The organism is Nonomuraea sp. NPDC002799, assembly GCF_053592075.1.
In genome coordinates this window covers 425,578-438,017 of record NZ_JBSFVA010000001.1, presented here as the reverse complement: position 1 = coordinate 438,017, position 12,440 = coordinate 425,578, and the positions used below count along the sequence as shown (strand labels likewise).

The following is a 12,440-nucleotide window of genomic DNA, read 5'->3' as shown; positions in this document are numbered from 1 at the left end:
GAGAGGCCGGCGGGCTTCGGAGGGGCGGCGGGTTTCCGAGAGGTCGGCGGGCTTCGGAGGGGCGGCGGGTTTCCGAGAGGTCGGCGGGCTTCGAAGGGGCGGCGGGTTTCCGAGAGGCCGGCGGGAGTTTCTACAGGGTCGCCTGGAGTTGCTGCATGCGGCGGATCTCCGTCGCCTGCGTCACGCTCACGTCGGTGGCCAGCTCCTCGATCTTGATGTGCGAGCCGTCGGTGAGCACCTGCTCCGACATCTTGATCGCACCCAGATGGTGGTTGATCATGAGCTGCAGGAACATCTGGTCGAAGGTCTTCCCCTTGGCCGCCTTCAGCGCCTCGATCTGCTCGGGCGTGGCCATGCCGGGCATGCCGGCGTGCGCGGCGTGATGGTCGGGCACCTTCTGCTCCAGCTCCTGGAGCCAGGTCGTCATGTACTGGATCTCGGGGCCCTGGGCCGCCTTGATCCGGTCCGCCAGGGTCTTGAGCTTGACCGAGTCCGCCCTGCTGGGGGCCAGCAGAGCCAGGTCGAGGGCCTGCCGGTGGTGGATGATCATGTCCTGGACGTACTTCACGTCGGGGGCGTTCGCGGTGGCCGAAGGGACGGCGGTGGCGGCCTCGGACGGCGCCAGCGTCCTGGCCTGCTCGCCGGGACGCCCAGGGGCGATCACGGGAGCGGTCGAGTCGGCCCGCGGCGCCTGCGGCGCGCCACCGGAGCTGCAACCGGAGAGGGCGATGACCGTGCCTGCGATGACGATGAGCGCGGCGCGCACCCAGCCTCCCTGACTGACTCTGTGGAGAATGTGCACTCTAGGTGATAGTCGTCCCCATTGAAAGAGGGCGAACAGGAACAAAAATTGACAAGTTGGTCGCTGGCCTGCAGCGGTCGGAAAGGTGAGGATGGCGTAGATTTATGCCCCCCTTATCGGAGGTTGGTGCCGAGTGTTAACCCCCCGCAGGGCCCTCATCTTGATCGCGGCGGTCGTCGCGTTGACGGGCGTCACCATGCCCGTGCAGGCCGCGGACATCCCCGCTCCTGGCGAGATCGTCATGAGCCCGAACATCAAACATGTCACGAACGTGCCGAAGCCCGCGGCGCTGGCCGACATCCACACGGACATGGCCTTCCAGGGCGACTACGCCTATGTGGGCAACTACTACGGTTTTTCGATCTACGACATCAAGAACCCGAAGCGCACCTCGGTGGTCAGCTCGGTCGTGTGTCCCGGTGGCCAGATGGACCTGTCCGTCTACGGTGACCTGCTGATCGGATCCGTCGACTCCTCGCGCAACGACGACTCGTGCGCCAGCACGTCGCAGAGTGCCACGGTCAAGGAGTCGTGGGAGGGCATCCGCATCTTCGACGTCTCCGACAAGGCCAACCCGAAGTACATCAAGTCGGTGGAGACGAACTGCGGCTCGCACACGCACACGCTGGTGCCCGACCGCAGGCGTGAGAACGTCTACATCTACGTCTCCTCCTACAGCCCGAACGCCACGTATCCGGACTGCCAGCCGCCGCACGACCTGATCTCGATCATCAAGGTCCCGCTGCGGAACCCGACGGAGGCGGCGGTCATCGCGACGCCGAACCTGTTCCCCGACGGCGGCTTCCCCGGCGTTCCCGGGTCCTACCCCGACGGCAAGTCCGCCACCACGGGCTGCCACGACATCACGGCCTACCCGGAGAAGGGCCTCGCGGCGGGCGCCTGCATGGGTGAGGGCGTGCTGTTCGACATCCGAGACCCCGAGCAGCCCAAGGTCACCACGACCGTGCGCGACGAGGTGAACTTCGCCTTCTGGCACTCGGCCACGTTCAACAACGAGGGCACGAAGGTGATCTTCACCGACGAGCTCGGCGGCGGCACCAGGGCCACCTGCAACGAGGCCATCGGGCCGGTCAAGGGCGCGAACGCGTACTACGACATCGTGCGGGGGCAGTTCGTCTTCAGGGGCTACTTCAAGATCGCCCGGCACCAGGCCGACACCGAGAACTGCGTCGCGCACAACGGCTCGCTGATCCCGGTCAAGGGCCGCGACATCATGGTGCAGGCGTGGTACCAGGGTGGCATCTCGGTGGTGGACTTCACCGACTCGGCGCACCCGCAGGAGATCGCCTACTTCGAGCGCGGCCCGGACAGCACCGCGCCGGCGTTGAGCGGCGGCTTCTGGTCGGCCTACTACTACAACGGCTACATCTACGGCTCGGACTTCAACCTGGGCCTGGACGTGCTGAAGATCAATGATCGGCGGACCGACAAGGCCAACGGCGTCAAGATGCGCTCGCTGAACGCGCAGACACAGGCGTCCTACCCCGAGCGGGGTCACGGCCACGACGACTGGGGTCACGGTCACGGCGACTGGTGATCGTTGAGCGCGGCGAGGGCCGGCGGGTCCTCGCCGCGAATCCGGCGGATCGTACGATGACCTTGAACGGCGCGCAAGCCGTCATGTCATGAAATTTCTTGACAAGGTGACATCTGGTGGCGATGCGGGCTTCGGTTCAGGATTCGGGCATCTGTGTGTTCACCAGGACATCCGTGATCAAGGAGGCTCCCGAGTGTCCCACCCGCGTCGCGCACTCGTCTTGGCCGGGGCGGCCGTCGCCTTGGCATTTGCGGCCCTGCCCGCGGCGGCCGCCGACATCCCGCCGCCCGACACCGTCGTCACCAGCCCCAACGTTACCCACGTCCTGAACATCCCGAAGCCGGCCCCGATCGCCGCCACGATCAACACCGACATCGCCTTCCAGGACGGCTACGCCTACGTCGGCAACTACGGCGGGTTCTCGATCTACGACGTCAAGAACCCCAAGAAGACCAGCGTCGTCAGCTCCGTCGTCTGTCCAGGCTCCCAGATGGACCTCGCCGTCTACGGCAACCTGCTGTTCACCGCCGTCGACAACTCGCGCAGCGACGACTCCTGCAACAGCACGCCCCTGTCGGCCGACAACAAGAACGCCTGGGAAGGCGTCCGGATCTTCGACATCTCCGACAAGGCCAGTCCGAGGTACATCAAGTCGGTCGAGACCAACTGCGGCTCCCACACCCTCACCCTGGTGCCGGGCAAGGGCCGCGACCGGAACAAGAACGTCTACATCTACGTCTCGTCGTACCTGCCGGCCGCGAACTTCCCCGACTGCCAGCCGCCGCACGACAAGATCTCGATCATCAAGGTGCCGCTCCGGAGCCCGGCGGACGCCGCGGTGGCGGCCACGCCGGTCGTCTTCCCCGACGGCGGCAACGAGACCCAGCCCGGACTGCTGGTGCCGACCTCCGGCTGCCACGACATCACCGCCTACGCCGAGAAGGACATCGCGGCGGGCGCGTGCATGGGTGACGGCGTGCTGTTCGACATCTCCGACCGGCTGAACCCGAAGGTCACCGCCAGGACCACGGACCCGAACTTCGCGTTCTGGCACTCGGCCACGTTCAGCAACGACGCCAGGAAGGTCATCTTCACCGACGAGCTCGGCGGCGGCGGCCAGGCCACCTGCAACGAGGCGACAGGGCCGAACCGCGGCGCGGACGCGATCTACGAGATCTCCAGAGGGCAGTTCGCGTTCAAGAGCTACTTCAAGATTCCGCGCTACCAGGACGACAGCGAGAACTGCGTCGCGCACAACGGCTCGCTGATCCCGGTCAAGGGCCGCGACATCATGGTCCAGGCCTGGTACATGGGCGGGTTGTCGGTCTGGGACTTCACCGACGCGCGTAACCCGAGGGAGATCGGCTACTTCGAGCGCGGTCCCCGCGCGGCCGGCGGCGGTGGCGGCATCTGGTCCGCCTACTACTACAACGGCTACATCTTCGCCGCCGACTTCCACGAGGGCCTCGACGTCATCAAGATCGACGACCGGCTCACGGACAGCGCCAAGCACGTCCGCACGGACCGGTTCAACGTCCAGACCCAGGAGTCGTACCGGAACGGGGGCCACTGACAGAACGGCTCGCCCGCCCGGTGTCCGCGCTCACTGCGGCGGTGCGAACCCGCCCGGAGTCGCCTGCGGCGGCTCCGGCGCGGGTGCGCCAGGAGGCTGATGCGGAGGGCCGACCGGCCGCGGGTACGACCTGGGACCAGCCCCCGCATCCGGTCCGCCCTGCGCGTACGGCGGCGTGTATGACGGGCCCTGTGCGTACGGCGAATTCTGCGCGTACGGCGAGCCCTGGGCGTACGTGGCCTGGTGTTGCCGCAGGGCGAGCTCGGCGCGCCGCGCGAACCGGGCCTGCTCCCGCCGGCGGCGCTCGGCCAGCACGGCGCTCAGATAGGCGTGCGGCGGCACCCCGGCCGGCGCGGCGGGCGAGACGAACGCCGCCGTCTGGGTCGCGATGCGCACCCCCATCTCGTGCTGGACCAGCGGCGACAGATCGTGCCAGCGCGTCAGGTACTGCCTGGCGGCCTGCGCCACCTCGTCGGGGAGCTGGGAGAGCTCCAGCGTGGCCGCCCAGGCCGCCAGCGGCGGCGGCATCAGGATGACCTGCCCGGTGTCACGCGGCGCCCGGTCGGAGATCACGATGGTGCCCGCGAACACGTCGCCGAGCCGCTTGCCCCGCTGCGAGACCAGCGAGGCGATGAGCGCCGGCGCCCCCGAGAGCGTCCAGAACTCCAGCACCCCGGCCAGCCCGCGGAACAGCGCCTGCCGGAAACGCACGGGGCTGCCGTCGTCGCTGACCACGCGGAGGCCGAGCGCCAGCTTGCCGAGGCTGCGCCCCCTGGTGAGGGTCTCGAAGATCACGGGGTAGCCGACCAGCGTCAGCACCACCAGCACGATCATGACGGCCGCGAACATGGCGGGATCCGTCATGATCGCGAACGCGCCCAGGACGGCGTAGGCGGCGACCAGCACGGTCGTCTGCACGGCCATGTCGATGATGATCGCCACCGCGCGCGAGGGCATCTGCGCCACGCGCACCTCGACGACGACCGCATCGCCGGTCACAACCTCTGACATATGTGGAGCCTAACGGCTTTGCCGCCCTGGTTGAGCGGCCAGAATGTTCGGGTGGACATCGACGCGTTCGTCACAGCACATCGTCCCGTGTGGGACCGGCTCGAATACCTCGTGAAGCACCGCTCGTCGCTGACGGGCACCGAGGTGGACGAGCTCGTTGACCTGTATCAGCGGGTGGCGACCCATCTGTCCATCGTCCGCTCCTCCTCCAAGGACCCGATGCTGATCGGGCGGTTGTCGGCGCTGGTGGCCCGGGCCAGGTCGGCGGTGACCGGCGCGCACGCTCCGGCCTGGCGGGAGCTGGTGCGGTTCTTCACGGTGTCGTTCCCCGTGGTGGCCTACCGGGCACGCTGGTGGTGGCTGGGCAGCACGGTCGCGTTCCTGGCGGTCGCCCTGGTGATGGGCGCGTGGGTGGCGGCCAACCCGGACGTGCAGGCGTCGATCGCCTCGCCGGAGGAGATCACCCGGCTCGTCGAGCACGACTTCGCCGACTACTACTCGGAGGACCCGGCCGCCTCCTTCGCCAGCCGGGTCTGGACGAACAACGCCTGGGTGGCGGCGCAGATGATCCTCTATGCGATCGTGCTGGGCCTGCCGATTCCCTACATCCTGTACGCGAACGCCGAGAACGTCGCCGTCTCCGCCGGGCTGATGGCCTCGCGCGACAAGCTGGACATCTTCTTCGGCCTGATCCTGCCGCACGGCCTGCTGGAGCTCACCGCGGTCTTCCTGGCGGCGGCCGTGGGCATGCGCCTGGGCTGGACGGTCATCGATCCCGGGCCGCGCAGGCGGATCGAGGCGCTGGCCGAGCAGGGCCGGGCGGTGATGAGCGTGGCGCTCGGGCTGATCGCGGTGCTGTTCGTGTCGGGGCTGATCGAGGCGTTCGTGACGCCGTCGGGGCTGCCCACCTCGATCAGGGTGGGCATCGGGGTGCTCGCCGAGGTGACCTTCCTGGCGTACGTGATCGTCTTCGGGCGGCGCGCGCTGCGCCGGCACGAGAGCGGCGACATCGAGCGCGCCCCCGACGTCGCCCCCACCGCCTAAGCCCCGCGGAGGGTCAGAGACGGCCCGCCGCCTTCAGGGCCAGGTACGCGTCCGCGAGCGCCGGCGCGATGTCCTCCGGGAGCGCGTCCACGACCTCCACCCCGTGCCGCCGCAGCTTGGCGGTGATGCGCCGCCGTCCGAGCTGGGCGTGCTCGGCCGCCGCCGCGTCATAGACCTCCTCCGCCGACCCCCGGCGACCGGCCATGGCCGCCACCCGCGGATCGGCCACCCCGGCCACCAGCACCAGGTGCCGGGAGGAGAGCTGGGGCAGCACCGGCATGAGTCCTTCGTCCAGGGCCGCCGAGTTGAGGTCGGTGAGCAGCACGACCAGGCAGCGCCGCTTGGCCCGCGACAGGATGGCCGCGACCATGCCCTGCGAGTCGGCCTCCACCAGCTCGGCCTCGATCGGCGCCATCACGTTGACCAGCGACGACAGCAGCTCGGTCCGTGACACCCCGCCCACCCAGGCGCGTACGGCCCGGTCGTAGGCCAGGAAGTCGACCTGGTCGCCGGCCCGCGCGGCCAGGGCGGCGAGCAGCAGCGCCGCGTCCATCGACCAGTCCAGACGGGGCCAGCCGGGCGCTGGCCGCGAGTCCGGTGCGGCCATCAGCCCGCCGCCACCGTTCGTGGCGGCCCAGGAGCCCGCCATGGGGATCGGCGCGTCGCCGACCCGGCCCGCCGAGGTGCGGCCGGTGTCGATGACGATCAGCACGCGGCGGTCGCGTTCGGGCCGCCAGGTGCGGACGACCACGTCGTGGCGGCGCGCCGTCGCCCGCCAGTCGATGGAGCGCACGTCGTCGCCCACCACGTACTCGCGCAGCGAGTCGAACTCGGTGCCCTGGCCGCGGACCAGCGCCGGATGCTGGCCGTCGAGCTCGCGGAGCCTGGCCAGCCGGGAGGGCAGGTGCTTGCGGGACAGGAACGGCGGCAGCACACGGACCGACCAGGGCGCCTGATGGCCGCCCTGGCGCGCGGCCAGGCCCAGCGGTCCCACCGAGCGCACGGTGACGGCCACGGAGGACCGGTCGCCGCGCCGGGTGGGGGCCAGCGTCATCACGATCTTGCGGCGCTCGCCGCGCGGCACGTTGAGCTCGGCGACGCGCGGGGTGGCGTTCGCGGAGGGCTGCCAGGCGTCCCGCAGCACGCCGCGCACGCGCCTGCGGCCCGGGTTCTCGACGATCAGCTCGACCGTGGCCTGCCCGCCCAGGCGGACGAGCGTGTCGCCCGAGCGGTGGAAGCGCAGCGGGCGTACGGATCCGGCGAACACCAGGTCGACCAGGATGGCGACGGCGAGCAGCAGGCAGACGCCGGCCAGCGCGGCCCCGGGCTGGGGCGAGAGCATCACCACCACGATCCCGATCGCCGCGATCAGGCCCGCGCGTCCCGTCAGAGCCATCGGCGCACTCCCGCGATCCCGGCCGCCGTGCGCCGGGCGCGGCGCTCCGTCAGCGCCATCAGCGTGGGACCGGGACCGAGGCCAGGATGCCGTCGAGCAGCCCGTCGGCGGTCGCCCCCTCAAGCTCGGCCTCGGGCCGGAGCTGGATGCGGTGCCGCAGCGCGGGCCTGGCCAGCGCCTTGACGTCGTCAGGCGTCACGTAGGGCCGCCCGGACAACCACGCCCACGCCCGCGAGGCCGCCAGCAGCGCCGTGGCGCCACGCGGCGAGACGCCGAGCTGGAGCGAGGCCGACTGGCGGGTGGCGCGGGCCACGTCCACGATGTAGCCGAGCACCTCGGGCGCCACGTGCACGCCCGCGACCGCCATCCGGCCCGCCGCCAGGTCGTCGGCCGTGGCGACGGCCTTGACCTCCGACAGGTCGCGGGGGTCGAAGCCCCGGGCGTGCCGCTCCAGCACCATGATCTCCTGATCGCGCGGCGGCAGCGGCACGGTCAGCTTGACCAGGAACCGGTCGAGCTGGGCCTCGGGAAGCTGGTAGGTGCCTTCGTACTCGACGGGGTTCTGGGTCGCGCACACCACGAACGGGTCGGGCAGCAACCGCGCCGAACCCTCCACGCTGACCTGCCGCTCCTCCATCGCCTCCAGCAGCGCCGCCTGCGTCTTCGGCGGCGTGCGGTTGATCTCGTCGGCGAGCAGCAGGTTCGTGAACACGGGACCCTCGCGGAACTCGAACGCCGCGGTCTTCGCGTCGTAGATCAACGACCCGGTCACGTCACCCGGCATCAGGTCGGGCGTGAACTGCACCCGCTTGAAGTCCAGCGAAAGGGCCGCCGCCAGCGTGCGCACCATCAGCGTCTTGGCCACGCCGGGCACGCCTTCGAGCAGCACGTGCCCCCGGCACAGCAGGGCGATGACCATCCCGGTCACCACCGCGTCCTGCCCGACCACGGCCTTGGACACCTCGGCGCGCAGCGCGGCCAGCGCGTCACGGGCCGCGTCGCCGGAGGGCGTCACGCGGAAACTTTCCTCAGAGTACACTGACCTGCCTTTCGATGTGATCCAAGTATCCGGCCAGGTCGACGAGCCGCGGGTCGTCCGCCGGAGGCGGTCCGTACAACGCGGCGCCGACCTGCTGCGCGTCCTCTCCCGTACGGGCGGCCAGGGCCGCGACGATCTCCTGCGCCCCAGCCCCCGACCCGAGCCCCAGCCGGGGCGTGAGCCGGTCGATCGTGCCCGCGCGCAGCGACTCGGCCGCCCGCTGCCTGGCGCGCCTGGCCCGGTAGAGCCGCCCGCGTCCCTCGACCGTCTCCGCGGCCCGCACGATGACGGGCAGCTTCTCCGCCACCACGGGACCCAGCCGTCTGCCCCGCCAGAACGCGGTGACGGCCAGGGCGATGATCGACATGTAGATGATCCAGCGGATGTTGCCGGGCATCAGGTCGTACATCGACCGGCCGCTCTCGCCGGGCAGGTCGATGGCGGGCGGGGTGTCCGGGCTCACCAGCCAGGTCACGGGCCTGCCCGTGCCGATCAGGTTGAGCGCCAGCGCCGCGTTGCCGTCCTCGGCCAGGCGCTGGTTGGTCATGAAGGCGCCGTCGCCGACCACCGTGATGACGCCGCCGCCGTAGGGGAAGCGGACCAGCGAGTGCCACTCGGCCGCGGGGTAGCAGAGGGTGGCGCCCGCCGGCCCCTTGAGTGCGGCGCCGCCGAGGTAGGCGCTGCCGGCGGCCGTGGCGGCGGGCAGGCCGCACCCGGGCTCACGGGAGCGGACGTGGGTCCCGCCCGGCTCGGTGCGCACGCCGGGGGCCAGGGCGGACAGGCCGGGGAGGTCGCCGACGATGAGGCGGTCGCCCGGGATCTTGGCCAGGGCGTACTCGTCGAGGTAGGTCGTGTCGGTGATCAGCATGAGCCGCTCGCCCGTCGCCGCCTTGGCGGCCGCGGCCTCGGCCGAGTCGACCCGGTCCACGGTGACGCCCCGGTCGCGCAGCAGCTCGGCCAGGGCTCTGGAGCCCGAGAGGGAGGTGTCGCCGGGGTCGAGGTAGCGTTCCGGGCCCTGCTCGGGGCCGAGCAGGACGCCGCCGACGGCGATGAGCACGACGATGAGGCCCAGCAGCCCGATCCACCGACCGGACCGCCAGGTGGAGCGGGCGGTGGGGGAGGTGGAGGAGGAGTCGCCTGCCTCGGGCGGACGCGTGATCACGCTCATGGCGCCCCTCCGCCCGGGGCGGCGGTGCTCAGGAGGGCGGGCCTGGCCTGGCGGAGGCGCTCGTCGAGGCTGCTCATCGCCTGATAGGCCTCCCGGGTGCCGGGCACGCCGCCGTAGGTCACGTCGTCGAACGACCGCGCGGCCGCCGCCAGCTCGTCCGCGAACGCGGGCAGCGCCACGGCGGCCTCGGCGGCCAGCTCGTCGGCGGTGCGCCCCGGCATGCCGTCGACCAGCGCGCGCTCCTCCAGGTCACGGGCGATGGCGCGCAGGCGCTCGCGGAGGGCCTCGCTCCATCGGCCCTCGGTGGCGAACTTCTCGGCGGTCCGCCGGTGCTCGGCCGCGGTCATCGCCCGCTCGCCGTACAGGCCGCCCGTGGCCGGCGCGTGCCTCCGCGCGGCCTTGCGGACCTGCCAGGAGATCAGCACGATCACCGCCAGGATGATGAGCACGATCACCGCGGCCGCGATGACCCCGCCGGTGGCGCCGCCGCCCGTGGCCACGTCGATGAGATCGTCGATGAACTGCATGACGTGCCGGTAGATCCGGTCGAGCAGCGGCTCCGCCTGGTAGGCGGGATCGAGGAGCTCCTGCGCGGCCTGGCGCGCGGCCTCCTCGCGGTCGATCGGGTTCACGGCCTGGCGGAGTTGGACGGGTGCCAGAGCTCGTCCGCGGAGGCGTGCACCCAGCCCTGGCGCTGCTGCTCGATGGCCGCGGTCTGCAGCACGAGGTCGAACGCCTCACTGCGCATCCGCCGGTCGGCGTAGAGCAGGCCGGAGACCCCGGCCTCGAACGGATAGGTGAACATGGCGCTGAGTGTGCCGCCGATCGCGATGAGCACCGCCGAGACCACGGTCGTCACCATCGAGCCCGCCGAGAACATGCCGAACATCGTGCCCGCCAGCGTGAACGGCACCGACAGGACGCCCGCCACCAGCCCGACCAGCAGGGAGGTGAGCAGCAGGATGCCGAACACCCGCCAGAAGTCGCCGCTCACCAGGTGCCACGACCGCCGCATGGCCTCGATCGGCCCTCTGCCCTCCAGGACGACCACGGGTGAGGCGAAGGCGAAGCGCGTGCGCAGGAACAGGTAGTAGGCGACGTAGGCGAGCAGGAAGACGACGGTCAGGCCCAGGGTCCAGCCGATGGTGTTGGAAGAGGAGTTCAACGAGATCGCCACGATGATCAGCACGAAGAGGATCACGGGCACCAGCAGCAGCACCGCCATCAGCCCCACGACGCCGAACAGCGCCGGAACCCTGCCCTTGACCAGCCGCCAGGCCTCGCCCGCCGTGAGGTTGCCGCCGAAGACGGCCCGGCCGAGTATGCGGGTCAGCACGCCGGTCAGCATGGTGACCACGACGAACTGCACCGCGTAGGAGACCAGGGCGCCGCCGTACTGGGCGGCGAGGCCGTACACGCTGGTCAGGTCGTCGGGGGTGCTGGTGGGGTCGGCGAAGACGCCGCCCATCGCGTCGAGCAGGAACGCCTGGCCCACGGCCACCGGCACGGAGGCGAGCAGGGCGGCGACGGCCGACAGGCCGAGCACCGCCTTCGGGTTGGACCTGATCAGCTTGATCGTGCCGTCGAGCATGTCGCCGAGACCCAGCGGGCGCAGCGGGATGATGCCCGGGCGCAACGCCGGCGGCGGCATGTAGCCGTAACCGGGCTGGGGATGCGGGCCCCCGTTGGGGTAGGGCTGCTGGGGATGGGGCGGATAAGGTGTCTGGGGCCCAGGGTGGTAGGGCTGCTGCTGTTGCGGTGGCGCTTGTCCGTAGGGCGCCTGCTGCTCCGAGCCTGGGGCGGTCCACGGAGAGGCCGACGGAGCGCTGAAGGGCGGGGGCTGTTCGGCCGACCAGCCTGATGGCGTCTCGGGCGGGGGACCGTGACCGTCTGACATATACCAATCCTGGCATGCTGGGCGGGTCATTAGTGTCACAGGCAGGATTCGCGACCTCATCTTGCCCGCATTCTCGGGCGAATCCGGGCAGGGTTCGCGTCCAGGGATGGCCGAAAGTCGCTTCGTTACCCCAGACTGAGATTGCGGTCGTGGGGGCGGACCTAAAATTCGCCTTTTGTAGGGCTCATGTCTCACTCATGGGCTCGTCAAGGGTAACCTTCAGCGATCGTGCGGGTATGTCCCACAATGCGTAGAACGAATGAGGGGCCATGAAAGGTCGCGTGCTGGTCGTCGACGACGACGCCGCTCTCGCCGAGATGCTGGGGATCGTGCTGCGGGGGGAGGGTTTCGAGCCGTCTTTCGTCTCTGACGGTGACAAGGCCCTTGACGCGTTCCGGGACACACGCCCGGATCTGGTGCTGCTCGACCTGATGTTGCCGGGGGCCGACGGCATCGACGTCGCGCGCAGGATCAGGGCCGAGTCCGGCGTTCCGATCGTCATGCTCACCGCCAAGAGCGACACGATCGACATCGTTCTCGGGCTGGAGTCGGGCGCCGACGACTACATCGTCAAGCCGTTCAAGCCGAAGGAGCTGGTGGCCCGGGTGCGGGCGCGGCTGCGCCGCACCGACGAGCCGACCCCGGAGATCCTGCAGATCGGCGACATCACCATCGACGTGGCCGGCCACTCGGTCAAGCGGGACGAGGAGACGATCAACCTCACGCCGCTCGAGTTCGACCTGCTCGTCGCGCTGGCCCGCAAGCCCCGCCAGGTCTTCACCCGCGAGGTCCTGCTGGAGCAGGTCTGGGGCTACCGGCACGCGGCCGACACGCGGCTGGTCAACGTGCACGTCCAGCGGCTCCGAGCCAAGATCGAGAAGGACCCCGAGCACCCCGAGATCGTCGTGACGGTCCGGGGCGTCGGTTACAAAGCCGGCCCCGCGTAGTCTTC

At 70.5% G+C, this 12,440-nt stretch carries 11 protein-coding genes; 4 read left to right on the top strand and 7 right to left on the bottom strand.

Annotated features, from left to right (window positions below; all coding sequences use genetic code 11):
* Window positions 1-130 precede the first annotated feature (130 nt).
* Window positions 131-766, bottom strand: a complete 636-nt coding sequence (locus ACWD0F_RS01915; RefSeq protein WP_449871822.1) for a DUF305 domain-containing protein — start codon at window positions 764-766, stop codon at window positions 131-133.
* A 169-nt stretch (window positions 767-935) separates the two neighbouring features.
* On the opposite strand from ACWD0F_RS01915, the gene ACWD0F_RS01910 reads away from it, so the two are divergent.
* Together ACWD0F_RS01910 and ACWD0F_RS01905 are read left to right on the top strand one after the other, a co-directional pair.
* Window positions 936-2,360 carry an LVIVD repeat-containing protein gene (locus ACWD0F_RS01910; RefSeq protein WP_449871820.1) on the top strand — a complete coding sequence of 475 codons (1,425 nt, stop codon included), beginning with the start codon at window positions 936-938 and terminating at the stop codon, window positions 2,358-2,360.
* A 193-nt stretch (window positions 2,361-2,553) separates the two neighbouring features.
* Entirely contained in the window at window positions 2,554-3,933 is a 1,380-nt protein-coding gene (locus ACWD0F_RS01905) for an LVIVD repeat-containing protein (protein ID WP_449871818.1), read from the top strand.
* Window positions 3,934-3,963: 30 nt separating this feature from the next.
* On the opposite strand, the gene ACWD0F_RS01900 is transcribed toward ACWD0F_RS01905, so the two are convergent.
* A complete protein-coding gene (locus ACWD0F_RS01900) occupies window positions 3,964-4,944 on the bottom strand; it encodes an RDD family protein (protein ID WP_449871816.1) in 981 nt (326 codons plus the stop codon).
* Window positions 4,945-4,995: 51 nt separating this feature from the next.
* Between ACWD0F_RS01900 and ACWD0F_RS01895 the strand changes: the two genes are divergently transcribed.
* Complete coding sequence (locus tag ACWD0F_RS01895; RefSeq protein ID WP_449871814.1) at window positions 4,996-5,988, top strand: stage II sporulation protein M; 993 nt, start codon at window positions 4,996-4,998, stop codon at window positions 5,986-5,988.
* A 13-nt stretch (window positions 5,989-6,001) separates the two neighbouring features.
* Here the strand turns inward: ACWD0F_RS01895 and ACWD0F_RS01890 are convergent, their stop codons facing one another.
* Genes ACWD0F_RS01890 through ACWD0F_RS01870 form a run of 5 tightly spaced genes read right to left on the bottom strand, consistent with a single transcriptional unit; the run spans window position 6,002 to window position 11,242 of the window.
* Window positions 6,002-7,384, bottom strand: coding sequence for a DUF58 domain-containing protein (locus ACWD0F_RS01890; RefSeq protein ID WP_449871812.1), 1,383 nt, complete (start codon window positions 7,382-7,384; stop codon window positions 6,002-6,004).
* A 58-nt stretch (window positions 7,385-7,442) separates the two neighbouring features.
* Window positions 7,443-8,399, bottom strand: coding sequence for an AAA family ATPase (locus ACWD0F_RS01885; RefSeq protein ID WP_449871810.1), 957 nt, complete (start codon window positions 8,397-8,399; stop codon window positions 7,443-7,445).
* Between the two features lie 13 nt (window positions 8,400-8,412).
* Window positions 8,413-9,591: a DUF4350 domain-containing protein gene (locus ACWD0F_RS01880; RefSeq protein WP_449871808.1), complete on the bottom strand. Its 1,179-nt coding sequence runs from the start codon at window positions 9,589-9,591 to the stop codon at window positions 8,413-8,415.
* Window positions 9,588-10,223: a DUF4129 domain-containing protein gene (locus ACWD0F_RS01875; RefSeq protein ID WP_449871806.1), complete on the bottom strand. Its 636-nt coding sequence runs from the start codon at window positions 10,221-10,223 to the stop codon at window positions 9,588-9,590. The genes ACWD0F_RS01880 and ACWD0F_RS01875 overlap by 4 nt, the downstream gene beginning before the upstream one ends.
* Window positions 10,220-11,242 carry a glycerophosphoryl diester phosphodiesterase membrane domain-containing protein gene (locus tag ACWD0F_RS01870; RefSeq protein WP_449871804.1) on the bottom strand — a complete coding sequence of 341 codons (1,023 nt, stop codon included), beginning with the start codon at window positions 11,240-11,242 and terminating at the stop codon, window positions 10,220-10,222. The genes ACWD0F_RS01875 and ACWD0F_RS01870 overlap by 4 nt, the downstream gene beginning before the upstream one ends.
* Before the next feature lie 515 nt (window positions 11,243-11,757).
* Here ACWD0F_RS01870 and mtrA point away from each other — a divergent pair.
* Window positions 11,758-12,435, top strand: coding sequence for an MtrAB system response regulator MtrA (gene mtrA / locus ACWD0F_RS01865; protein WP_189138803.1), 678 nt, complete (start codon window positions 11,758-11,760; stop codon window positions 12,433-12,435).
* Window positions 12,436-12,440 lie beyond the last annotated feature (5 nt).